The sequence below is a fragment of the Bosea sp. NBC_00550 genome, from assembly GCF_026020075.1.
GTDB lineage: Bacteria > Pseudomonadota > Alphaproteobacteria > Rhizobiales > Beijerinckiaceae > Allobosea.
In genome coordinates, this window is record NZ_CP102772.1 from 4,046,178 (window position 1) to 4,070,191 (window position 24,014).

Here is a 24,014-nt window from a genome sequence, read left to right on the forward strand (position 1 = left end):
CCATGACGATCGATCGGGTGCGCTTGAGATTGTAGGCGATGGCGGTGAGGTGGACCTGGGCGGCGGCCTTGGCGAGGCCACGTCATCGCATTCGCCGCAGACCGTAGCTGCGTTTCCAGGCCCCGAAGATCTTCTCGATCCTGGCGCGAACGCGATGGATCGGCGAGTTCCAGGCATCGAGACGAGTCCGCGTGTCGGCTTCATCGCGGCCCCACATGCCGGGGGGCAATGACACGGGGGAAACCACCCCTAGAGCGTTTTCGTCGTTGTTTGAATCGTAAGCGCCAAAAAGACCACGTGAGTCAGCCTCAGCGGCTGTTGGTATTACAGCGGCGGAAAGCCGTCCGTGTCCCCGTATCTCGCAGATGCCCAGGTATAGACTTGCCAATCTAAAGGGCGTTTGGCAGGTCCGCTGAGCTTATCTAGCCGCAGCTATGATCAGGAACGCCGCCTCTGGGAGGTCAGATGCCACGACTTCGGCGGCACTGGGCTGAACCGGGTTGCATAAGCGTATGGCCCGAGCGCCGGCAGCCTGCCCGCATTGGACGTCAGTTTCGCGATCTCCTACCATCCACGAGGCCGTCAGATCGATATCGAGCTGAGCTGCTGCCAGGTGCAAGAAATATGGGCTCGGCTTGCGCTCCAGCGATGATCCTGAAAGATGTGGAACCGTGCCATTCGGGTGCGAAAAAGAATAGTGACACCCGTCGAAGGCAATACCTTCGGCCGCGCACAGATCAAGAAAGCGCAAATGGGCCAACCACAGGCTCCCGATAGAAACCTTACCTTTGGCAGCCGCCCCCTGGTTTGATACGACAACCAGTGAGAAACCAGCGGCCCGCAGATCGCGCAGCCCCTGCGCCGCCCCCGGTAGCAAGCATACGTCGTTCGGTCCCAAGGGAGCCTCGCGCTCTCCAGTATGCGGATAGAAGATTTCCTCGACCAGGACGCCGTCACGATCGAGGAAGACCGCCTTCTGGGTCACCGCACGGATTCCCACTTCATCTCATTGGTCAACAGCTTGGGATGAGTGACCATTCCGTGCCACACGACCGCGTGAAACGCTTCGGTATGAGGCGTCACGGTGGCGTGATTGACGGTCGGCACGACCACGCAGGCATCGGCAACCACCTTGGTATAACCACCGTCGCGTCCCACCACGCCGATCACGCGTGCACCGACGGACTTTGCCAGCTTGAGCGCCTCGACGATATTCGGCGAGATGTTTTTCTCGGCGTTGCCGCCACCCACAGAGAAGACCAGCACGGCATCTTCAGCCCGGATTCGGCTGACACGTAAGAAGCCAGCGAACACGGTGGCCCAACCTTCGTCATTCGTACGGGCCGTCAGCTCCGAGACATTGTCAGTCGGAGCGTAGCTCTCGATACCGCACAGCTTGCGGAAATCGTTCACGGCATGACCCGCGTTTCCGGCGCTACCGCCCACTCCGAGGATAAACAGGCGCCCGCCCTTGGCTCGAACGTCGACGAGGACGTCAACCATCGCATCGACCTGTTGCTGGTCGATCCCGCTTGCAACGGCCAGGACCTCTTCATAGTACTGCTTGGTGTAGTTGGTGACGGTCATTCCGTTGCCTCTGATGTAATCGTCTGTTTCTTTCAGCCCATCCTGCGAGCCGATTTCGTAGAAGCGCACATGCACTTCAAATCCTGCGAGTTCACCGTCCAAGGACAGGTCTCGGTAAACAGTAGCGAGATCGAAGGCTTGGGCCTCAGGCTGCAGCAGGAGCGTAGCAGCCGTAACGATGCCGAAGCCATAGTCGATATGGCGCATCCGATCCGTGCGATCGGTTTTATCGTATCGCAATATGCGGCCATTCTCGAACTCGACATTGCTCGTGTCCCACTGGCCGTCGTTACGGAACACGGCCATCAATGCCGGCGCCCCTGAACACCGCCAGGCCAATTCTGCCGCAGCCAGCCGCATATCCAGATAACTGTCACCATAAGTGACGAAAAAGGCGTCTCCAAGAAGTGGCAAGGCAGCCCGAAGCGCCCCTCCCGTGCCCAGCAGAACATCGCCATCGAAGTGATAGTCCACCTGAAGGCCAAACGCTGCACCGTCGCCGACGAAGGCTTTGATCTGTTCTCCGAGATAGCCGACCAGGAGCACGACCCTTGTCGCGCCGCTGACCTTCAACCGTCGAAGCTGGTGCGCAATAAAAGGCTCGCCGGCAACACTCAGCAGCGCCTTTGGGATCGTCTCCGTGATCGGCCGAAGACGTGTCGCCAAACCACCAGCAAGAATCGCTACCGGCAAAGTCATGACAGGATGACTTTGGTACCTTCGAAATCGAAGCGGAAGCGCACCTCTTCCAGGCCAGCATGGGACATGGCATGGCGTAGCCGGTTGCGGTCCTCAGCATAGAACATCAAGAATCCACCGCCTCCGGCGCCCACGAGTTTTCCGCCAATTGCGCCATTCTTCATCCCCAGCTCGTACCATTCATCGATAAGGGGATTACTCATGCCGCCAGAGCGCTTCTTCTTGTTTTCCCAGTGCTCATGCATCAAAGCCCCGAACTCGTCGGGACGAGCGCCTTCGAGAGCGGCCTTGCTGCGGTAGCCGATCTCTTTGACGTAATGGAGATTTGCCAGCATCGACGCGTCGCTCTTCTGGCTGCGCACATGCTGGTCCTTCAGGATCGCGCCGGCGCTTCGCGCGAAACCGGTGAAGAACAGGAGAAGATTATCTTCGAGGTCGAACAAAGTGTCCTGGCTGATCGCCAGCGGATAGGCCTGAACTCCTCCATCCTTGTAGAAATCAAAGCAGGTGATGCCACCGTATACCGAAATATATTGATCTTGCTTCCCAATCGGCTCTCCAAGTTTCTCGATCTCGATTTCGCAGGCGAGACGTGCCAGTTCCCCGGGATGGAGAAGCTTCATGCGATAGGCCCACAAAGCCCGCAACAGCGCCGCGGTGAAGCTTCCCGATGAGCCCAACCCTGTCCCGGACGGGATGTCCGCCAAGGTGGTGATCTCGATCTGAGAAATCCTCAGATCGAGCATCCGCAAGGCTTCTCGAATAATCGGATGCTCGACATCATCGATCGCTTCGACATGCTCAAGCTTAGAGTACTTCAGAAAGATCCCCTGGGTGAAGGGGCGCATCACCGTGACATACACATAACGGTCGATCGCAGCAGCGATCAAAAACCCCTCATGCTCCTCATAATAGGAGGCAAGGTCTGTCCCGCCGCCACCGAGGCTGATACGCAGGGGGCTACGCGTGATGATCATAACCAGAGGCCTTATAGATCTGCTGAACAATGACAAGCGCGGCAATTGCGGCGTCGAGGCCCGCGGCCGGCGCTCGGTCCAGTTCGATATCGTCGAGAAATTCCTGCAGCTCCGCCACCCATGAATCATCCGCCATGGGGTATTCCCATGAGGTGGTCTCGGGCGGCCCCATTTCCGGCAGCATATGATAGTGCGTCAGTCGCTCGGTTCCATAACTGCCGCCAAGCCCGGTCACTTCCAGCTTTCCCTGGCGGCCATAGAGCTCGAACGAGAAGAGGTTCTTCCATTCGGTGCAACTGGCATGCAGGAAAGCCACCTGCTTGGCTGCGGTCCTGAGTATCATGAAGCCATTGTCGTCGACCGGCATGTCCCAATAATAGGTGTGAGCGAAACCCTGAACCTCAGCGAAGTGACCGAGAAACCAACCGGCCAAGTCGATCAGGTGAGGCCCCTGGTCGATTAGTTCTCCGCCTCCCGACAACACGGGATCCGCACGCCATTCGCGGTCATAGCCGGGGCGCCCGCCATGACCGTAGCGCGCGCGCAAGAACATCAGCTCGCCGATGGCGCCACCGTCCACGATCTCTCGGGCCTTACGGAAGGCGCGATGATATCGATGATTGAACCCCACATGCACCTTCACGCCATGCGCTGCGGCCAACTCCAGCAGCGGGAAGACTTCGTCGGGATTGCGACCTGCGGGCTTCTCCACGAGCACGTGCTTGCCGGCACGGATCGCAGCTGCGGTAATCTCGGCGAGAGCATCATGACGCGTGGCGACGATGACCACTTGGACGCCCGGGGTCGCCAGGGCCTCGGCCCAATCCGCAAATCCCGCCCCGCCATAGCGTCGGGCCACGCTGTCTGCTCGCTCCTTTTCGGGGTCGGCACAAGCGAGAAGGCGACCTCGCGAACCAAGAGTTCCGGCCCGCTTCTGGCCGATGAACCCGCATCCAATAATGGCTACGCCAAATTTAGCAGTCACCGGTCGCCCCAATCCTGGTTCCTGTCGCGGCCCGTGATCCGGCGTAGAGTGTAAAGATCGCTCATGTCCAGAGCATCGAGGTGGTCCGGCCAGGCCTCGTAGCGATCCCAAACCGCACTGATCAAACGCCCGGTTATGCCACGTGCGGCATCGGAGGCCAGGAACACGGCTGCCTCGGCGCCCTTGCTCGGCGGTGTCCCGCCCTTCGCCTGCTGCTCCAGCGAGCGGTCGTAGAACGCCTGACCCACGCGTTCCGGCCCGGCAGCGAGAACCTCTTCGAGCATGCGGGTGTTGAGCGCGCCAGGCGCAATGGCGTTGACCGTGATTCCGTGGTCCTTAACCTCTAGAGCTAACGTCTCGGCGAAGCGCACGATAGCGGCCTTGGAACTGGCATAGGCGCTGATTCCGGGAAGCGGGTTGGTTGCTCCACCGCCGGAGATCTGAATGATTGTCCCTCGTCCCATCTGCTTCATCCCCGGCACAACCGCCGAAGCCATCAGCACAGACCCGTAGACGTTGATGGCGAAAGCTTGGGCCCAAGCGTCCCACGAGACGGTTTCGACGTCCCCCATTGGCCCGTAGACGCCGGCATTGTTCACGAGAACGTCGATGGATCCAAGCGCTTCACTGGCCCAGCGCGCGAAGTCGGCCACATCTTCGGGAACGGAGACATCCAGACGGCGGCCGATGACCGACAGGCCCGCATACCGAGATTTCAGCTTGGCGATCTCGGTCTCCAGGAGATCGAAATCCCGCGCGCCCAAGGCCAGTTCTGCACCCGCCGCAGCATAGTGGTGAGCAATCTCCAGCCCGAGGCCACGATTGGCCCCCGTAATGATCGCGCGCCGTCCCGAGAGTGAATAAATGCTCGCCATCCCTCAGCCCGCGCTCTGCGATCGATACCCGACACGCAGATAGGCAACGTCTGGCGCCCGCTCCAACGCATCTCCGATCATACCATAAGGGTCCACTACGATCTGGCATCGCATGGATTTGACCGCCGCAGGCCAATCCACACTTTGAAACTGCGGCCACTCCGTCGCGACAACCGCCGCATCCGCCCCCTTCAGCACCAGTTCGACCGAAGCTGCCAGTGCCAGCGGAAGATCATGTGGAACAGACGTGACGACCGGATCATGCGCCACCACGTCGGCCCCCGCTTCAAGCAGCGCACGAACCAACTCCACTGCCCACGATCGTCGAAGTGTATCCGTACCGGCCTTGTAGGTTAGACCCAAGACGGCGATACGACGGCCCTCCATTGTCTTAAGGGCATGCCTCAGACTGCGCAAAGCCCACGACTTATGCGCATCGTTGGAAACAGCTACTGACGGCAGCAATTTCAACCCAATCGCCTTCGTCTCGCCGATTCCCGAAAGAAAGGCGATGTCACGGGCGAGCGTCCCGCCCGCAAACGCCGGCCCCGGCGCCACATAGGCCTTGGAGCCTATGCGTGCCTCGGTTCTCAGACCGCGGGTGACTTGGCGTGCGTCCGCCCCCGTCGCCTCGCACACCGCCGCGATTTCATTGGCATACGCCACTGACATCGCCAGGAAGGCGTTGATAGCGTGTTTGGTCACCTCGGCGGATTCAATCGACATGAATTCGATTGGCGCTGAAAGCACGGAGAGCAAAGCTTCGATCCGGCTCCGGTCATCCGCATGCTGAAGACCGACCACGATGCGGTCGGGCTTGAGGAAGACGTCGATCGCCTTTCCCAGCCGAAGGTTCTCGGGCGCACAGCCGAAACCGAGGTCTGCACGGCCGATCGCCTCGGCATGGCGGATAAGGCCGCGGGTGGTTCCCACGGGAACCTGCGACGAAATCAGAACGAGGGTTTTCTGAGCAAGATATGGCAGGATCGCCTTGACCCGATCGACCACCATGTCGACATCCGCGACATCGTTCTCGTCCACCGGCGTGTCGAAGGTCACCCACAAGATTTCCGAGTCGCCGGCTCGAGCGACATCACTCGTGAAGCGAAGCCTGTCACGGCCCAGCCCTTGCGCAATCAACTCTGCCAGACCTGGTTCGAATACGGGCGCCACCGCGCGCATCAAACCATCGATAACGGCCGCATCAGGATCAATCCCGACAACCTGGTGCCCCAGGTCAGCGAGGCAGGCGGCAGTGACGCTGCCGAGGTGCCAGAGGCCCATAACCGCGACTTTCATCAGTTTCGCGCCTCGAACACCCAACCGTTGCCGCGAAGATAATCCACTGTGCGTTCGACGCCTTCACGGATAGTCAGCGTCGGCTTCCAGCCCAAAGCTCGGATTTTCTGACAATCCAGCAGAATGAACGGATTATCACCAATCCAGCCGCGATCCCCCCCCGAATATTGCAAACACGGCGCGAGGCCTAATTTTTGGCAGATCCAATCAATAGAATCACTAACCTGGCAATATTCATCAGTTCCGAGATTGTAGATCGAAAATCGATCTTGCGAATTCTTCATTCCAAATAGCACTGCATCGATGCAGTCTTGGACATAGAGGTAAGATTTCCGCTGCTGACCGTTACCTAGAACGGACAGCTTTGTCGGATCCTGCTGCAGCTTGTGGACGAAATCAAAGACGTGTCCATGGGTATAGCGCTCGCCCAGAATGGACACGAACCGAAACACCACACCTTGCATCTCGTAGCCTTCGCAATAGGCCGCGATCAGCCCTTCACCGGCGAGCTTGGATGCGCCGTAGAGAGATGTCTGCACCGGAAACGGTGCATCCTCCGGTGTCGGTATGACCTTGGCCTCCCCATAGACCGATCCGGTGGAGGAAAAGGCAATCCGCTTTACCTCGTTCGCCCGCATGGCCTCCAGCACATTGAAGGTAGCAATGGTGTTCTGATCGAGATCCCGACGCGGATGCAGCGTTCCAAAGCGGATATCGGCATTGGCAGAGAGATGGAACACAGTGTCCACTGCCTTCATCGCCGCCCCAAGCGCCGGTTGATCCAGCAGGTCTCCCTCCACCATGGAAAAGCGCGGCGAGGCATTCGCATCGACCAGGAACCGCCGCTGGCCGGTGCTGAAATTGTCGTAGCCGACGACCTCATATCCGTCCGCCAGCAAACGGTCGACCAAGTTGGATCCAATGAAACCAGCGGCGCCGGTGACAAGAACGCGCTGCATAACACTCACGGTGCACCACCCTATGAAAGACTCTTATGACGCCGCGAGCAGCAGCCATACAGGCGCAGCCCCTCTACCAGAAGAAAGCACCGCGCGAAACCGGCCCCATCCGACGGCTCGCCCGGGCAAGATCGCGGCAGATTCAAAGCACGCGAATCCACGCTAGACGCGGCAACCCGCCAATACGAATAGAAGCCAAATGAGTCACGCCAAATACGAGACGGCCGGATCGTAGCGTTCTCATACTTGGATATACTCGCTGGGCGGCAGCACCACACAGATCGAAATTATTCGAAAGCAGGTGCGTCGCGAAAATCAGACCAGCTTGTAACCAGCAGCGCGCGCGTCTTCATAAAACATCTTTACAGTCTCGAGCGAATATTGAGTGAGATCCTTGCCGAGCAATTTGAGCTTGGCCAAAATATCCGGCGTAGCCGTGATAATATGGCAGCCACACTGGTCAGCCTGAATGACATTCAGAAGTTCGCGCGGGCTGGCCCAGAGCAATTCAGCTTTGGGCAGGTGCGCTAGGCGCCTTGCAGCCTCCGTCATCACCGGAACCGGATCAACTCCTGTATCCGCGATACGACCGGCAAATATCGAGACGATGACATGAGACGTGGGGGATACGCTGCGCGCGACCACATCCACTTGTTCGAGCGTGGTGATGGCCGTCACATTGAGCGACATACCCTCGGATGAGAGCTTTTGTATCAATGGCGCGGAACTTTCGGCCTTCGTATTGGTGATAGGAATCTTGATTGAAGTGGTGCCACCCCAACTGGCAATTTCCCGCGCCTCCGCTTCCATGGCCGAAAAATCGTCGGAAAACACTTCGAAAGAGATGGGCTTGCTAGGAATAGCTTTGATCAGAGTTTGAGCAAATTCCTTGTAATCGGAAATGCCAGCCTTGCGCATCAGCGTGGGATTGGTGGTGAAGCCTGCAACGCGGCCTTCTTCAGCAGCCTTTAGAATGGCATTAATGTCGGCGCCATCTTGATAAAGCTTCACTCGCATAGGCCACCTATCAAAATGCTTGCGTCAAATAACATAGTATTTGAACGCCGCGTTGAAAGTTTCACTTTGGCATATCGCATAGGTAGCCGCACTCGACGTGTCAAGCGATGAGATAGGCGGACATTGCTAGCCGCCTCCAGCAGCGCCCGAGCGTCGATCGACCTCAACCCATTCGACAACCGCTAGCCCGAATTTCACCATGCTGACTCCGATCAGCCAGATAGCAGCCCTCGCGAGCGAGGCAATGCGAACGCGCGACATTGCGACAACAGGCGCTCCCGATACTCTTGATAGCAGCATCATCCCGGTGACGCACGCGGCCTGACTGATTCAGCGCGAATCCGTGTCGAGCCAAAACCAAGGTCACAGAACAACAGGCCTGCACCAAGCTGAAGACCACGTCATTCCCGGCGGCAGTTAAAAGCAACCCGTCAGAAAAACTTGACTGCAAACACTCAGACAGTCGGCGATCCAACGGTCGGAGGCCTCATCAGTTTCTGGGACGGAAAACGCCCGATCAAGCCTACTTCAACGCGCTGCAGCCGATCCCGGTTGCGGCATAACAAGGGCCGAAACCCACTTAGCGGCAGCCCCGAAACTGTTCAGATAAACCGAGTCGGCTCTCTCCGGTCAGGTCAGCACGAAACTGCAATGTTCGCCTGCCGTTAAGGCGCGTCGATAGAAGACGTGTTGTGCGGCAAATAGCCCGCTTAAGCGCCGGCCTTCGTGATCAACGTCACGCCCGGCGTCACCAAGACGCTGGAGAAGGGCGACCGCTCGTGCGCCACCGAGGATGAACGAGAAGGCGGCACGCCATATTCAGGGTGGGTCCAGTCCGAACGGCCAATTTCGTCGACGAGTTGCTTGATAAAACCCGGGAGGCCAAACTCATGAGACTTGAAGCGTCGCGTATACTGATAGCGGCGGAGCAGCTTCTGGACCAGATTGAGCTTCGGCCACTCCACCGGTGCATTTTTTATCAGACGGTTCGCCAAAGAGTGCAGTAACGTCTCGTCGCTCTGCTCGGAGAAATATTTTCCATCTGGGTAATATGGATGGTTTCCCCAATATCCCGTACCCCAATCCTCCAGAGCATAAACACCGTTGGCCTTGAGATGGTTTTTGAACAGGTGCCAGAAGCTAATTTTCGCCAGTTCGCCAATATGTGCGGCGTCGTCCACGATGATGTCCCAACCTTGCGGGGCGTGTTCTTGTGAGACCTTCGGCAAAAATGCCCGGTCGTCTTGCGCCCCCTGATGGATATGGACCCGAGCCTCATCGATCTGTGGTGGGAACAGGTCAATGCCAACGATCGTGCCCTTGGGAAAACAGTCCCGCCACATCTTCATCGATTTGCCGTCGGCAACGCCCAGTTCGAGAATTGCCACGTCACGATCCCGCAAATGTCCGAAATACCGTTCATAGATTTCGAGATAAGGCGCCGGCTTGCTCTGAGTCTCGCCAGCGGCCTGAGCATAATCAATCAATGAGGGTACGGTCATTTATCGTCCGATTCGGCAAGGAAGACGCGCAGAGGCTGCGTATGGCAAAACGTCGAATGAGGAACGGCCTGTTGGCGAACTCAGCCGCTGACCACTCTCACGAAATTCGATGCATCTCAAGCCACTGCCGGCGCACCATTGTCCCATCCGGGCGCAGCCAGCCCCCCGCTCCTGGGAGGGCTCTGCACGCGAAGGAGAACGGGCCAGCGCTGACGGTCAAGCCAGCCACTCATCCCTTCGGCACCTCCACGGCGAAGCCGAGCGACCGGGCACCTCGCGAGGTCGGCAAGCTGAGTGGGAAGGAACGCTGCTCCAGATCTCCTAATCCAGCGCCGAGAGGTTAAACAATCCAATTGGATCCAAGATTGCCCTAACCGCCTGCAGCTTCAGGCGGCTCCACCGTGACCGAGACCGCTTTGAGCTCGACGCCGACGAGCGCCCCGCTTCGATGGGGGGAATGGACGTCGAAGAACAAGGCATCGTGGACCCACTGATGCTGCGAGTGACTATCGAGTGTGCCGGATGCGACCGCAAACGTCACGGAGTACCGCCCCGAAGCCAGAAGCGGGAGCGGGAACGTGAAGCGGGCCAGCACGGTCTCTCCGCCGCGCAACAATTCGGGCAAGTCTGTACGATAGGAAATCGTATTCTCTCCCAGAATCGGCTGCCCAAGTCGATCCTTGGTCTGGAATCCGAAGATTGGCGAGGCAATATCGCGAACAATACGGACGCGGGCGGTCAGCTGCAGATCCTCGCCCCCCGTAATCCACGTTGGAGTCACCCCAAACGGATCGGTCAGCTCTACCGAGAGAATATCGACATCTCCGCTGCCGAAACCCGCACTCTCTTTCAGCCAATCGAAAACAACCCGGCCGGTCGGAGCTGGCGGCGGCGGCAAAACACGGATCAGCGGCTTCGCCTGCAAGATCTTGCCGGCATCGTCCGCCCCGCCGGCCTGCTCGGACGGGCGAGATGGTTTGACCGATACAGGCGGCAACCCCTGCATGATCGAATTGATGAAGGCGATGTACCCTTCGCAGACATCCTTTGATGCTCCAGCCATCCGCAACTCGCCATAGTCGAGCCAAATCGCGCGATCGCAGAAGTTCAGGACCGAATTGGTATCGTGGCTGCAGAAAAGCACGGTGCCATTCGCTTGGAAACCGCGCAGCCAGCGCAGACATTTCTGCTGGAAATAGGAATCGCCAACCGACAGAGCCTCGTCGATGATCAGAACATCGGCATCGACATGCGCAATGACAGCAAAGGCAAGGCGCATCGCCATGCCCGATGAGTAAGCCTTCACAGGCTGATCGACCGCTTCGCCGATATCGGCGAAGTCCAGGATCGCGGCCATGCGCTCCAAGGTCTGCTCGCGCGAGAGGCCGAGGATGCTGGCGTTGAGCATAATATTCTCGCGCCCGGTATATTCTGGATTAAAGCCCGAACCAAGTTCCAGCAGCGCCGCGACGCGGCCCTTCACCACGATGTCGCCCTGGCTCGGCGTCAGCGTACCGCAGATCAGCTGCAGGAGCGTTGATTTGCCCGAGCCATTGCGGCCGATCACACCGATCGTTTCACCTCGCGCGACTTCGAAGCTAAGCTCTCGGAGAGCCCAGTGCTCGGTGAAATAGCGCGACGCGACGGCAGACCTGCCCAACAGTCTGAAAATCGGCGACACTAGCCAACTCAGGCGCGGCATGATGGCCTGCTTCAGCCGGTCCGTCGGCTTGGCATAGACTCGATAGGCCTTCGCAACTCCGTCGACTTTGATCGAGGCATCAGAGGACATCGGCAAACCCCGGGCGCAGACGCTGGAACAGCCAGAAAGACGCAGCAAGCGAGACCAGCGCTAAGCACATATAGATCGACAGGCTGAAGAGGTCTGGCAAGCCGCCGAAGACAACGACCGTCCGAGATTGTTCGACTATCGAGGTCAGGGGGTTGAGCCGCATCACCGTCCTGAATGGCTCAGGGACCGCGCTAAGCGGATAAAAGATCGGCGTCAGAAATAGCGAAAATGTCACAAGTAAACCAACAACTTGCGACAGATCGCGCAAGAATACGCCGCAAGCCGAAAAAAGCATTACCAGCGCAAGGACAAAAATAAGGAAAGGCAACAGCACGATCGGAAATAAAACAAATGTCCAATTGAAAACACCCTTCAATAACATCTGTCCGATCAACACAATAGCAATCGTAATTCCTGCGTTCACAAGTGACGATAATACTGCCACAATCGGCAATATCTCGATCGGAAACACGACCTTCGTCACATAGGTTGGATGGCTGACAATCAGCCCAGGCGCACGCGCCACAGCTTCAGCAAATACCCCATGGACCGCTGTGCCCACGAGCAGCAGAATAGCAAAATCAAACGGCCCGGTCTGCTCTACTCCCCACCGCGTTCGGAACACCGTGCTGAAAACAAATGTGTACATCGCCGCCGTCAAGAGCGGCGTGAGAATCATCCACGCCACGCCCAGAACGCTGCCTTGAAAGCGCGCTGTCACCTCTCGCACGACAAGCCGCCAGATCAATTGGCGATGCCTGATGATAGAATGTGCGAAACTGGGAAGCGTGAGGTCTGGCGACGACATTGATGACCTGGATTATAAAACGTCTGATGTTCGGTTTTTTTCAAAGCAGGCACTTACCCCAGCCCCCCATACTTGCGCAACCCGCCGACGCTACGGCGCTCGAAGCCGACATAACGACGTGGTTTGATAAAAAATTAAACATTTCCAAGCTGTCACAAAAAGCGAATTCCTCCCTGCGTTGTCCCACGCAAGCTGGGGAAAGAAGTGGCTGTGCATCCGAATTTGAGCGGAAGCCGTCATCTGGACTCGATTGCGCCGCATGTCCCCAACTAAATCCCAACGCGAGACAATCGATGTGCAGCCGTCAACCTTCCAGGCGCGAGCCAGTGAATTTCCGGTGATTGGTCATGCTTCTGCGTTCTCGGGATCAGCCTTAGCAGTGCCCATTCGACAATTGATCCGGCCCAGCAGTCCCGCGGTATTGGTGTGGACACCCATCGTATCCACAGCGGGCCGCTCAACTTGGCACAAGCTGGGAATATCATAGCCTCCCTTTCGACCCCTTCTCCCGTCGCCGCTGAAGCCGCCCGGCTTCGCACCGCAACTTCCTGGTAGGCTTTAGCAGCGCGCGCTTCTATCGGTCGTGTGCCTGGCCTTTGATCGTAACCAGCGCCACAGGGGCGCTATGCGGTTCGACGGACATCCTCCCCGCGAGTTCGCCCCTGTTCTCTGTCCCTATGATAGTGGCCAATCCGACTTCAAAGCCGCAGCGTCCTTCGTGGCGAGCATCTGCAGACAGGCGCGATTAGTGAAAGCGCCACGTGATCCCGCACGGAGCCATCCGGCGCGCAATGATCTGCCATGGACAACGCCTAGGTGTTTGATCCCAGGTTTTGATGGTGCGATCTTTTCCATCGGATGGAAGGAGGCACTATGGGCCAGGTTCTGCACGGGAGCGCCACAACGACGGAGGCGATCCGTCGAGCGATACAGCATAGTCAAGCGAGCCTGAGGGCTCTGGCAAAGTGCTACGGCATCAACCAGAAGACCGTCGCGAAGTGGAAGAAGCGGGCCTCGGTGGCTGATCTGCCGACGGGCCCGCAGCAGCCGGCTTCGACGGTTCTGTCAGCCGAGGAAGAGGCGATCATCGTCGCCTTTCGACGACATACCCTGCTGCCTTTGGATGACTGCCTCTACGCGCTTCAGGCCACGATCCCGCATCTGACCCGTTCGTCGTTGCATCGCTGCCTGCAACGGCACGGCATCAGCCGGCTACCGGAGATCGAGGGCGACAAGGAGCCGAAGAAGCGGTTCAAGTCCTACCCGATCGGCTTCTTCCACATCGACATCGCCGAGGTCCAGACCGCCGAAGGAAAGCTCTATCTGTTTGTCGCGATCGATCGGACGAGCAAATTCGCCTTCGTGCAACTGGTGGAGAGCGCCAACCGGGTGACGGCCTCAGCTTTCCTCGTCGCCCTGATCGCAGCCGTTCCCTACAGGGTCCATACGATCCTGACCGACAACGGCATCCAATTCCGCTTCCCGCCGCGCTACGCCAACGGTCCCACGGCCCGTTACATCACCCACATGTTCGCGATGCGCTGCCGCGAGAATGGCATCGAGCACCGCTTCACCAAGATCAACCATCCCTGGACCAATGGGCAGGTCGAGCGAATGAACCGGACGATCAAAGACGCGACCGTCAAACGCTATCACTACGACAGCCACGACCAGCTCGATCGTCACCTCCAGGACTTCGTCTCAGCTTACAATTTCGGCCGGCGCCTGAAGACCCTCAAAGGCCTCACGCCCTACGAGTTCATCTGCAAGCGCTGGACTTCAGAGCCGGAAACGATTCACCCTCGATCCAATCCACCAAATGCCGGGACTAAACACCTAGTTCTCACGACGGCTTGACCGACTTGGCGCGTGTGATATGGCGCGCCGTCAGTGCATCCGCCTTCTGTTTCCGAGCGCTTCTCGGCCCACCAAAAGGGGATAGCGCTGGAAGAAGTGAGAGAACGAAAAGCTTAAAGCAGAAACTTCGCCAATGGCTTTTGCCGCCAGAACCGGATATCAAGCGCCCCTTTCCCTACTTTGAGGCTCCATCCATGATTGATGTCAGTAAGAATAACGGCCTCAAATTATGCGCTATTTCCATGGTTCGGAATGAAGCGGATATTATTGTTCCATTCCTGAATCAGATGGCGACTTTATTCGACAGGGTTTTTATTGTCGACATCCAATCAACCGATGGAACCCAAGAGACAATAAGCGCGTTTGCGGAGATGTGGCCCCACGTCGAACTCTATACCTGCAAGACGCAAGAACGTTATCAGTCCGCGATGATGAATATTTTGAGCAGGAAGGCTGTTGGCGATGGAGCAGATTGGGTTTTCTTCCTAGATGCCGACGAATTCGTTAACGTCGAGGGAAAGTCCGCACTACACGATTATTTGCACGCCTTTCCTCATGACGTCATGCATCTGCCATGGGCCAATTTGATACCGACTGCTTATGGCAGTTTCGACGCATTCGACGCCAATCAGGATTATTTCTGGAGCGGGCGGGTATCCTCGATCCTGAAAGTTGCCGTGTCCGCCATCTACATGAATGCGCACCCGGACTTTCATATTCAAGAAGGCAACCATGACGTCTGCCCCCGACGGGATTGTCCTCCGGTTAACGAACAGATTGGACTGAACCTGTTGCATGTCCCCGTTCGGTCAGCCGAACGGCTGAAATACAAAGCATCGAACGCCCGGCGCTTGATGGAAAGCAAGCACAACAATGGTGAAAACGAGGGCAACCACGTCACAAAGATACTGAGCTTTATAATGGACGGTCGGGTACGACCGGAGAACCTCAACATCGTTGTGGCAAATTACGGCGTCAACGACGAAGGAGCCAACGGCCTAGCGCCCAAAGAACTGGGCTGGCCGATCAGATCCATGCCCGCATACCTTTTTGAGCCGCGCTCAGGCATTCCGGTGACCCGCGGGCTAGCGGAGACATTCATGCGAGATGCTGCGCTCGTGTGGGACAAGCCCGATTTCGTTAAGGGGTGCGCGGTCGGCGCGCAGATCGATGGAACGGAAATACGGATTGTGTGCCAGCCAATGAAGGGCGATGGCACGCCATATGATGGACGATTCAAAACGATCCCAGCGGCCAATCCGGAGATTCCGGAAAAGCTGAGCATGAACCTGCTGATCGACTGCATGTCGACGACGTTCCTGCGAATCGATGTCATGCGGTTTTCGGCGTGGTCACGGCTCATACCCGTTCTGTTTGCGCTCTTCTCCATTCTGCGCCCCCGGCGCTATGTGGAACTTGGCGTCCATAACGGCATGAGCTTTTTTGCGGCCTGCCAGGTCGCTGAACATCTGAACATCCACACACAATGCGTTGCAGTTGATTCCTGGGTCGGCGACGAACATGCGAGCTTCCACACCTCGGACGTTTTTGACACATTCCGCGCTACAATTGCGAAGCGCTATCCGCAGCAATATTATGTTCAGGGTTTCTTCTCAGATGCATTGAAGTCTTTCGATTCAAAATCGGTCGATCTGCTTCATATCGACGGTTACCATACCTATGAAGCAGTGAAGGACGATTTCGAGACTTGGCTGCCTAAAATGTCCGGATCGGGCGTAATAATATTCCACGATATCAACGTGCATGAACGCGGATTTGGGGTGTGGCGTTTCTGGTCCGAGCTCAAGGAAAAATATCCCGCGTTTAGCTTCTTTCACTCCCACGGCCTCGGAATACTATACGTAGGGAGCAGCAGCGGTGTCGTCGCCGATCTGTTCGCGCAGTTCGATCAGAACCCCGATTTTACAAAAATCGCACAGCAGTATTTTGAGCTCATGGGCGAAATGTCGGTCGAGCACCGCACCGTAGTCGAAGAGGCGAAATCGAATTCGGAACTGCTTGAAACGAAAGACGAGAAGCTTGCAGAGTTGCGAGATATCGTGGAGAAGCGCGACACGCAACTCGATGTGGCACGCAACGAAATCGCCTCCATTAGAAACGCTCTTCTGAATGTGTGGAAAAAATCTTTTGACCGCAGGAATATCAACAGATTCCGCACACGAAAGAATCAGAAGATAGTTTTGGAATCTGGATTATTTGATCGAGATTACTACCTTAACGCTTACGATGATGTTCGCCTCTCCGGCATGGATCCGATTGCGCACTTTGTCAGATTTGGCTTCGTTGAATTGCGTAACCCAAACTCGACGTTTGATACGGCATCTTATCTTCTTAAAAATCGAGATGTAATGGATGCGAAGATCAATCCGTTCATCCATTACATCTTGTATGGCAAGAGAGAGAATAGAGCGCTATGACGTCGGCTCCGATCGACGTCATCATCCCAATTCACAATCAAATTGACCTTGCCAGCCAGTGCATCAATTCGGTACTGAATGCTCGGACTGCAGTCGATTGTGAGCTAATTGTTATTGACGACGCTTCAACAGATCCAAAGGTCTCGACAACTCTCGCCGAGCTACGGGACGAAGGACGGATTACGCTATTCACCAATCCACAGAATTTCGGATTTACGCGCACTGTAAATTTCGGGATGAAGGTGCATGCAGACCGGGACGTGTTGCTGCTCAACAGCGACACCATCGTCTACGATGATTGGCTCGACCGCATCGCCGCTGCGGCCGTTGGTGATCGCATAGCAACGGTCAATCCGATGACCAACCAGGGGGGCAGCCATATCAGCTGCTACCCCTTGCTTTGCGGGGGGGCCGCCGGCGAGCTGGAAGTGGATAACGCGACACTCCATCGGCTAGCCGCCGAAATGAACGCAGGCAAGCGCGCGGAGGTCCACACCACGGTTGGCTTCTGCATGTTCATCCAGAGGGCCTGCCTGAATGACATTGGCTATTTCGACAGCGTGCAGTTCCCCGTCGCGTATGGCGAAGAGAGTGACTTCTGCTACCGCGCGCGCAAGGCCGGCTGGCGCCACATGGTCGCTGGCGATGTGTTTGTAACCCACCTCGAAGGCCAGTCCTTCAGCGAGCGTAAAGCGAAGCTGATGGCGGACATGTTGGTGAAGTTCTCGCGCTTGCACCCTGAATTCGCCGCCATGGACGCAGCCTTCCAACGTCAGGATCCCGTTCGCGCTCTGCGTCGTGGGCTGGACATAGGTCGGATCAAATTATTGCTCGCCGGCGAGACGTCACTTGGGATACAGGCCGAGATCGACGCCGTGTCAGAACCGACCGGCGCCATATACGGAACGTTTAGCGTCGAAACCTCACGGTTGAGATTACGCACTCAAGAGAATCCGGACGCATTTCCGAATGTTGAGGAATTTGATTTTCCCCGCGAGATTTCGAGTTTCAACTATCTAATGCGGCTCCTTGGTGTGACGGAACTTCGCTGCTCACCTCCATGCAAGCTGGCTCTAGAGCAGGCGACCCATGGACTTGAGTACGAAATCTCCCTTGCCCCAGCAATTATAGCGACGAGCCGTACCACCTCGAACTTCACTCTGTGATCTCTTGAGCGTCGGACGACGTATCGCCGCCGGCTCGCGACGCGATTAAATCGGTCCATTGATGTCCGCCGAACCCAAGGAGCTGACAGATGGACGTATCGAACAGGATTGGATATAGACGCCTCGTTTTGAGCGAACCGACATTTGATTATTCGAGAATCGGTTCCCTGCTCCAGATCGCGGAAGTCGGCATTCGGCAGTCGTTGGCGGCGACCGGTTACAGTCGAGAACCAAATTCTTTCGCCGCGATTGCATATGGTCAAGCACACGGACCGCCAAGACGGGGCGGTCTCGTTGACTTGGGCCGAACAGAATGCCGAGACCAGCGGGTAGGCTTTTTTCGAACTGAGTTTTAACCCATGAGCAGATCGCCGAAGGCGAGCTCACGTTTCAGAGATGCAACAATGGTTGAGACCTTCAGACGCGACGTCACGGACCGACCGATCGACTCCGGCAGAGATGTTCTCCCCATGACGAGCGGCGGCGACGGCAAAATTGTGCATTCCGTGGACGCCGAACTAGAGGCCGAGCGGCGCAAACATGGAGCGTCCCGGCGACGCGAAGCCCGCCTGCAGAGGCGCGTAAAGGAACTGGAGCTCCAGCTTAATTCAGCCACGGCTGCGCTGAGCAGCACTCACCAGGAGCTTGAGCGTCTCAAGGCATCCGCGAGCTGGCGCGCGCTGGCCCCCTTGCGAAACCTGATGGGCAGCTACCCGGCAGTGGCACGGCGGCTGCGGCAAGGCGCGAAGCTGACTTACTGGACAGTGACCGGGCAGATCGTCGGACGCCTGAAGGAATCGATCGCCTATAGATTCTCGCCGCTAAGGCCGGAGATGCGCTTGCCCGCCAGTGCCCTTGTGGGCAAATCACCAGACGGCCTGCCGCTATTCTTGGAAAACTATCTCCTGCACCGCTGGCCTGGGCATGACTTTCAAGCCATCAAGCTGGCCTATCGCTTTGTCACCGAAAGGCCGAACAGCCCTATCGATGAGGCAATGCTTCAGGAGACCGAGATCGCGGCATTGCTCCTAAGGCTTCGGGAGTTGGCGGCAGTGGATGGCGGGGTGGTTCACCCATCCGTCTCGATCATCATTCCCGTTCACAATGCTCTCGCCCATACGCTGGCATGTCTGCTCAGCCTTCTGTCCCAGCAATGCCTGCACAGCTTCGAGATCATCATAGCCGACGATGTCTCGACGGATGCCACGAGCGCCGCGATCTCTTCCATAGGCGGCAAGGTACGCGTCGTGAGGCCGGAGCGGAATCTCGGCTTCGTGCGCAACTGCAATGCGGCGGCCAAAGACGCTCGGGGCACGTTCCTCATTTTCCTCAACAACGACACTATAGCCCTTCCGGGCTGGTTGGATGCACTGATCACGCCGCTGACGGAAGTAGGCAGCGTTGTCGGGCTCACCTGCTCCAAACTACTAAATGGGGACGGCTCCCTGCAGGAAGCCGGGGGCGTCTTCTGGCAGGATGGAACCGCCTGGAATTATGGTCGCGGGGCGGACCCCCGCGCTTATCCCTTCAACTTCGTCAGAGAGACTGACTACGGCTCGGGAGCCGCCATCGCGATACCAATGGCACGCTGGCAAGAGGTCGGAGGGTTCGACGATCTCTTCGCACCGGCCTATTGCGAGGATGCCGACTTGGCGTTCGCGTTAAGGGCCCGCGGCTATCGGACGCTCTACATCCCCACCGCTGAGATCGTCCATCACGAGGGAGTGAGCCACGGGCGCGACGACAGCAAAGGCATCAAAGCCTACCAGGTCGAAAATCTGAAAAAGCTCAGGGCGAAATGGGCAGTTGAGTTGGCGAGCCACTTTCCGAACGGTCAAAACGTGGCGATGGCAGTATCGCGCTCGCGGTTCAAACCAAAAATCCTCGTGATTGACCACTATGTCCCGCAGTGGGACCGCGATGCCGGCTCGCGAGCGATGGACGGCTACCTGCGGTTTCTGGTCGCCAACCGGTTTCACGTGACGTTCTGGCCAGACAACAAAGCTAATGATTTCCAATACGGGCCGACGTATCAAAATCTAGGTATTGAAATTATCTATGCATGGCCAGGTCAAATCGAGTTCGAGGACTGGATTGTTCAACGTGGCGCTGACTTCGATTATGTTATTATCAGCCGCCCCCATGTAGCGTTAAATGTACTGAGTCATTTGAAAAAATATACTCCTGCCAAATTACTGTTCATTGGTCACGACCTTCACGGGGCAAGGCTGCGCGCCGAGCGCCGCGTCTCCAATCCGTCCGCCGAGCTTGATCGGGAAATCGACAAGGCCGACGCAATGGAGACATCGGTATGGCAAGCGGTCGACGCGATCTATTATCCTTCAAAAGAAGAGGCGGACTATGTCTCTAAGCGAGGCATCAGCGCCCCGGCACGAGCTCTACCGTTGTTCCTCTTCGGCGAAGACGACATCGCGCATCGGCAGAATGCGTCTGCCTTGCAAAATGCCGATGCGCCCCATGCCATGTTCGTGGGCGGTTTCAGGCATCGACCGAACGTCGACGGCATCCTATGGTTCTGCCGCGAGATTTGGCCCCTTGTGAAGGAGCAGCTGCCTTCCGCCCGCTTCACCATAGCAGGATCAGAACCACCGCTCGAGATCACGCAGTTAATGGGCGGTTCGATCGACGTCACTGGCTACATTAGTGATGCTGACCTTGACGCCCTTTATCGGAGCGCGGACATCGTAGTGGCGCCACTTCGTTTTGGAGCAGGCGTGAAAGGCAAGGTTATCGAGGCTTTGCGTCAAGGGCTGCCGCTCGCGCTCACCTCCGTCGCAGCCGAGGGCATCGAGGATATAGCCGAGGCCGGAGTCGTCGTCGACGAGCCCGAGGCCTTCGCAAATGCGGTAATCGAACTCTTGCGGGCGGGTGAACACCGCAGAATGCGAATTTCTAAGGGCCAGGAGCTTATCCGCAAGCATTACTCCGTAGAAGCGGTAAGGTCCGTGTTGGCCGAGGACATACCCGAACTTGCCGCGATCTCGGAAGACATGAAATTGAAGTAAAACCTGATATGACATTGAAGGTGACGGAGCGCCGGTGGCCTAAAATACTCACGCAACCAGCGCCAATACAATATGAAGAGAAAGATCACATGATAAAGCGGACTTTATCAGCAGCGGGCATCGTTGTCGCATGCTGCGTCGCCATGCTGATAGTGAACATCCTCCACTTCCGGTTCTTCACGGTCAATGTGGTCCTGTATGACGCGCTTATGGATACCGTCATTGCTGTTGTTCTAGTGCTGGCAGTCTACCTTGCGATCGTGCGGCGTCGCTCGATGCTGTCTGGCCTCGAGGTGGCGCTTTGCGTCCTGATCGGTTTTTTGCTGTCCTCGTTCTATGCGCTCAGCGTTCCAACCATCATCGATCGCTCTTTGTCATTTTATATCCTGGAGAAGATCGCGCAACGTGGCGGCGGCATCCAACAATCTGGCTTTGCGCAGATTTTTAAAGACGAGTACCTGCCGGAGCACCGGTTGGTGGATATTCGCCTGACGGAGCAGCTGAACTCAGGCACGGTCAAGATCGAGGATGGCTGCGTGAGCCTAACGCCCCGCGGCGAGCACATGGTCGCCTTTTCACGCTTCTATCGTCTCAACATGCTTCCGAAGAAACGAGAAATCATGGGGAAACTGAGCGACGACCTCGTCGATCCGTTCCGCAATTCCAAGCAGGCAGCAGATTATAAGTGCAAACCCAAGCCGAACTGATCGGCTTTTCGTGATGCCGCCCGAGCATGTGCGGGCTTTTCCCTCAGATTAACTTTTTCCTGCGCCGGGAGCGGACCAGAATGGCTGCAGCGCCTGCCATTGCAAGCGCACTAACGCCGAAAGCTGGAGCAAGCCCCGGCGTCCGATAACGCAGTTCTACCGTGTGTGCGCCAGCGGGAACCTGAAAGCGCATTCCGTGCGCCGGATTGATCGCTTCCCAGGCAACGGCGTGGCCATCAACGAGAACCTGCCAATGGCGGTGGGGACGCTCAGACGCCAGAATGTCTGTCTGGGGACACTTCGCGTTAATCGCAAGTAGCTGGCGACCCGGCTGGCTCCGGCGAACGATAACATCGTCGAAGGTGGCACACGCGTCGTTTTCGGCACGAAAACGCGGCGTCACGTTTCCGCGCTCGAACACCCGATAATAGCTATCATGGACCAAATGCCAGTCCGGATGATTTGCGAAACCGCGTGCGTTCGCCTCCGTCATGACCGCGTAGCGAACGTTGAGCGCGTCGAATTTGGGCGATGATGGGTCAAGTCGGCCAAAGGTCCGGTTCGTCGACCAAGCGGCGAAGCCATCCGTAAGATAGTCACCATAAATCAGTTCGAGATTCGGCTCGAAGCCATTGATTGTTTCGATCTTCCAGACCCGCCAGGCCCCGTTCCACGGACCACCCATGATCTCCTGATCGATAGCGACACGATAAAGGCCGTTTCCGCTTTTCAGCACAGCCAACAGATCGGAAAATCCATGATTTACCGTCGTTGCGGTGAAGCTGTTGGGGCGAGTTCGCGATATCCAAATCTGATTATTTTTGAACGCATGAAACAGGAAAGGACCGATAGCGAGCGCCAGAAATGCAACCGGCATTTGCCGCGCCGGAAGGAAACGCAGCCATACCAGGCTCAGCAAAGCAGCCGCCAGCATGACGGCGAGGGCCACGATATCGATGTCGAGTTGTTTTATCGCGGCAGCATATAAAGCTAGTCCGGCGAGGCCGGCGACGAAAATGGCCAACCCCGGAATTGCAAGACGCCTCACGTCGTCGATTGATAGGCCAGCCAATCCAACGACCAACAGCGGGACGACCCCCGCCTCGAATAAATGAGGGCGATACAGAACTCCCAATAGCGGCAGGCCCTGCAAGATATTCGCCTCACCCGCAAAATTGCGCGAGAGAACGAAGAAAACAATCGCACTGACGATAGGCGCATTCCGAAGCGCAGCGGTTGGTTTCCAGATCAAGGCAATCGCCAGGAACGGAACAAGGCCGGCGAAATGATAAGTCGAAGTGACATCGCCAATACCGACATAGCGCTGCAGCGAGAAACTGCGAAGCGCGCCGGGCGAGAAGAATGTCAGCAAAGCCGTCGAGTCTGACGGGCCTTGCGTCGTCAGGGTCACGTTGGCAACACCGGCGAGAACGATCGGAAGCCAGAACGGAGCGGTCAGTGCCAGATTGAGAACTTGCGCAGCCACAAGACTTGCCCCGCACCACCCGAGAAAATCGACGCGCAGCTTCCTCTCCGGCAAGCCGTAAAGGCGCTGGACGATTACGATGGCGCTAAAGATGGCCCAACAGGCGTAGATTGTGAAAACGATGGGCAGAAAGCCGGACGTCATAATCAGCGACAAGGAGATCGCGACCAAGACGACACGCTGTGGGGTCGGCTGCTCGATCAGGCGTTCGGTATTCAAAAAGAGCCATGGCAGCCAGGAGAGAGCGGCGATCAGCCCCGCATGCTGTGCATTTGCGATCCACGTACCGCAGAACGTCGCCGCCAATGCGAGGCACAATGCAAATCCGCGCGCCGCACCACGCCACCTGATCCATACATAGAACCCTGCGAAAGCAACTGAAAAATGAAATATATTGATGAATTGCGAGAGATATACGGTGAATTCAGATCGAAAAAGAGCAGCAACAGAAGCGTATATTAAAAACGGCACATAAAACAGCATCGACTGTGTATTATCGTAGAATGGAACACCTGAATATATATAGGCGTCGTAGTGAGGGTATACTCCTGATTTAATAGCGTTGAAAATATATCCCCAAAGAGGAACATGATAGAATTCAAAATCATACGGAAAGACGGCCCGACCACGAGCATGTGAGAGAAATGCCAGGATGGATGCGAGAGCGCCCGCGACAAGGCCTTCTACCGCAGTTCGGAAAAAGCCGAACGTCTCGTGGGAATACGAAAGACTTTTTTTCATCACAGCGCCACAACCCAGATGTTTCTCATATCTTAGTGGGACCGTAATGAAACCGTCCGTCATGCGCCATCCAGTCGCGGCGCGCTCGTCAGG

The 24,014-nt window shown here is 57.0% G+C and carries 16 protein-coding genes and 1 pseudogene; 5 read left to right on the forward strand and 12 right to left on the reverse strand.

Annotated elements, in window-relative coordinates:
- Window positions 1-418 precede the first annotated feature (418 nt).
- From NWE53_RS19475 to NWE53_RS19525, 11 genes are all read right to left on the reverse strand, one after another.
- Window positions 419-985 carry a D-glycero-alpha-D-manno-heptose-1,7-bisphosphate 7-phosphatase gene (locus NWE53_RS19475; RefSeq protein ID WP_265051011.1) on the reverse strand — a complete coding sequence of 189 codons (567 nt, stop codon included), beginning with the start codon at window positions 983-985 and terminating at the stop codon, window positions 419-421.
- The gene (locus NWE53_RS19480; protein ID WP_265051012.1) at window positions 982-2,286 is read right to left on the reverse strand and encodes a sugar phosphate nucleotidyltransferase; all 1,305 of its coding nucleotides are present in this window, start codon (window positions 2,284-2,286) and stop codon (window positions 982-984) included. Before NWE53_RS19480 ends, NWE53_RS19475 begins: the two co-directional genes overlap by 4 nt.
- Window positions 2,283-3,263 (reverse strand): GHMP family kinase ATP-binding protein, encoded by a 981-nt coding sequence (locus NWE53_RS19485; protein ID WP_265051013.1) that lies wholly within the window; start codon window positions 3,261-3,263, stop codon window positions 2,283-2,285. The genes NWE53_RS19480 and NWE53_RS19485 overlap by 4 nt, the downstream gene beginning before the upstream one ends.
- A complete protein-coding gene (locus tag NWE53_RS19490) occupies window positions 3,247-4,248 on the reverse strand; it encodes a Gfo/Idh/MocA family protein (protein WP_265051014.1) in 1,002 nt (333 codons plus the stop codon). The genes NWE53_RS19485 and NWE53_RS19490 overlap by 17 nt, the downstream gene beginning before the upstream one ends.
- A complete protein-coding gene (locus tag NWE53_RS19495; RefSeq protein ID WP_265051015.1) occupies window positions 4,245-5,123 on the reverse strand; it encodes an SDR family NAD(P)-dependent oxidoreductase in 879 nt (292 codons plus the stop codon). Before NWE53_RS19495 ends, NWE53_RS19490 begins: the two co-directional genes overlap by 4 nt.
- A 3-nt stretch (window positions 5,124-5,126) precedes the next feature.
- Complete coding sequence (locus NWE53_RS19500) at window positions 5,127-6,422, reverse strand: UDP-glucose dehydrogenase family protein (RefSeq protein ID WP_265051016.1); 1,296 nt, start codon at window positions 6,420-6,422, stop codon at window positions 5,127-5,129.
- Window positions 6,422-7,381 carry an NAD-dependent epimerase/dehydratase family protein gene (locus NWE53_RS19505; RefSeq protein WP_265051017.1) on the reverse strand — a complete coding sequence of 320 codons (960 nt, stop codon included), beginning with the start codon at window positions 7,379-7,381 and terminating at the stop codon, window positions 6,422-6,424. Before NWE53_RS19505 ends, NWE53_RS19500 begins: the two co-directional genes overlap by 1 nt.
- Before the next feature lie 315 nt (window positions 7,382-7,696).
- Window positions 7,697-8,392 carry a transaldolase gene (locus NWE53_RS19510; protein ID WP_265051018.1) on the reverse strand — a complete coding sequence of 232 codons (696 nt, stop codon included), beginning with the start codon at window positions 8,390-8,392 and terminating at the stop codon, window positions 7,697-7,699.
- A 716-nt stretch (window positions 8,393-9,108) separates the two neighbouring features.
- The gene (locus NWE53_RS19515) at window positions 9,109-9,900 is read right to left on the reverse strand and encodes a class I SAM-dependent methyltransferase (protein WP_265051019.1); all 792 of its coding nucleotides are present in this window, start codon (window positions 9,898-9,900) and stop codon (window positions 9,109-9,111) included.
- A 370-nt stretch (window positions 9,901-10,270) separates the two neighbouring features.
- Window positions 10,271-11,692, reverse strand: a complete 1,422-nt coding sequence (locus NWE53_RS19520) for an ABC transporter ATP-binding protein (protein WP_265051020.1) — start codon at window positions 11,690-11,692, stop codon at window positions 10,271-10,273.
- Window positions 11,682-12,500, reverse strand: a complete 819-nt coding sequence (locus tag NWE53_RS19525) for an ABC transporter permease (RefSeq protein WP_265051021.1) — start codon at window positions 12,498-12,500, stop codon at window positions 11,682-11,684. Before NWE53_RS19525 ends, NWE53_RS19520 begins: the two co-directional genes overlap by 11 nt.
- Before the next feature lie 873 nt (window positions 12,501-13,373).
- Between NWE53_RS19525 and NWE53_RS19530 the strand changes: the two are divergent.
- The 5 genes and pseudogenes from NWE53_RS19530 (at window position 13,374) to NWE53_RS19550 (ending at window position 21,694) form a co-directional block, all read left to right on the forward strand.
- A pseudogene (locus NWE53_RS19530) lies at window positions 13,374-14,340 on the forward strand (IS481 family transposase).
- 211 nt (window positions 14,341-14,551) lie between these two features.
- A complete protein-coding gene (locus NWE53_RS19535) occupies window positions 14,552-16,795 on the forward strand; it encodes a class I SAM-dependent methyltransferase (protein WP_265051022.1) in 2,244 nt (747 codons plus the stop codon).
- Window positions 16,792-17,961: a glycosyltransferase family 2 protein gene (locus NWE53_RS19540; RefSeq protein WP_265051023.1), complete on the forward strand. Its 1,170-nt coding sequence runs from the start codon at window positions 16,792-16,794 to the stop codon at window positions 17,959-17,961. Before NWE53_RS19535 ends, NWE53_RS19540 begins: the two co-directional genes overlap by 4 nt.
- 404 nt (window positions 17,962-18,365) lie before the next feature.
- Window positions 18,366-20,987: a glycosyltransferase gene (locus NWE53_RS19545; RefSeq protein ID WP_265051024.1), complete on the forward strand. Its 2,622-nt coding sequence runs from the start codon at window positions 18,366-18,368 to the stop codon at window positions 20,985-20,987.
- Window positions 20,988-20,995: 8 nt separating this feature from the next.
- Window positions 20,996-21,694: a hypothetical protein gene (locus NWE53_RS19550; RefSeq protein ID WP_265051025.1), complete on the forward strand. Its 699-nt coding sequence runs from the start codon at window positions 20,996-20,998 to the stop codon at window positions 21,692-21,694.
- A 43-nt stretch (window positions 21,695-21,737) separates the two neighbouring features.
- Here the strand turns inward: NWE53_RS19550 and NWE53_RS19555 are convergent, their stop codons facing one another.
- Window positions 21,738-23,984, reverse strand: coding sequence for a glycosyltransferase family protein (locus NWE53_RS19555; RefSeq protein ID WP_265051026.1), 2,247 nt, complete (start codon window positions 23,982-23,984; stop codon window positions 21,738-21,740).
- Between the last annotated feature and the right edge of the window lie 30 nt (window positions 23,985-24,014).

Excerpts from the sequence above, each read along its gene's own strand:
- NWE53_RS19480 (WP_265051012.1), bottom strand. The coding sequence starts at position 2,286 with ATGACTTTGCCGGTAGCGATTCTTGCTGGTGGTTTGGCGACACGTCTT.
- NWE53_RS19535 (WP_265051022.1), top strand. The coding sequence starts at position 14,552 with ATGATTGATGTCAGTAAGAATAACGGCCTCAAATTATGCGCTATTTCC.
- NWE53_RS19515 (WP_265051019.1), bottom strand. The coding sequence starts at position 9,900 with ATGACCGTACCCTCATTGATTGATTATGCTCAGGCCGCTGGCGAGACT.
- NWE53_RS19500 (WP_265051016.1), bottom strand. The coding sequence starts at position 6,422 with ATGAAAGTCGCGGTTATGGGCCTCTGGCACCTCGGCAGCGTCACTGCC.
- NWE53_RS19485 (WP_265051013.1), bottom strand. The coding sequence starts at position 3,263 with ATGATCATCACGCGTAGCCCCCTGCGTATCAGCCTCGGTGGCGGCGGG.
- NWE53_RS19505 (WP_265051017.1), bottom strand. The coding sequence starts at position 7,381 with ATGCAGCGCGTTCTTGTCACCGGCGCCGCTGGTTTCATTGGATCCAAC.
- NWE53_RS19545 (WP_265051024.1), top strand. The coding sequence starts at position 18,366 with ATGGTTGAGACCTTCAGACGCGACGTCACGGACCGACCGATCGACTCC.
- NWE53_RS19540 (WP_265051023.1), top strand. The coding sequence starts at position 16,792 with ATGACGTCGGCTCCGATCGACGTCATCATCCCAATTCACAATCAAATT.
- NWE53_RS19525 (WP_265051021.1), bottom strand. The coding sequence starts at position 12,500 with ATGTCGTCGCCAGACCTCACGCTTCCCAGTTTCGCACATTCTATCATC.
- NWE53_RS19550 (WP_265051025.1), top strand. The coding sequence starts at position 20,996 with ATGACATTGAAGGTGACGGAGCGCCGGTGGCCTAAAATACTCACGCAA.
- NWE53_RS19495 (WP_265051015.1), bottom strand. The coding sequence starts at position 5,123 with ATGGCGAGCATTTATTCACTCTCGGGACGGCGCGCGATCATTACGGGG.
- NWE53_RS19555 (WP_265051026.1), bottom strand. The coding sequence starts at position 23,984 with ATGACGGACGGTTTCATTACGGTCCCACTAAGATATGAGAAACATCTG.
- NWE53_RS19520 (WP_265051020.1), bottom strand. The coding sequence starts at position 11,692 with ATGTCCTCTGATGCCTCGATCAAAGTCGACGGAGTTGCGAAGGCCTAT.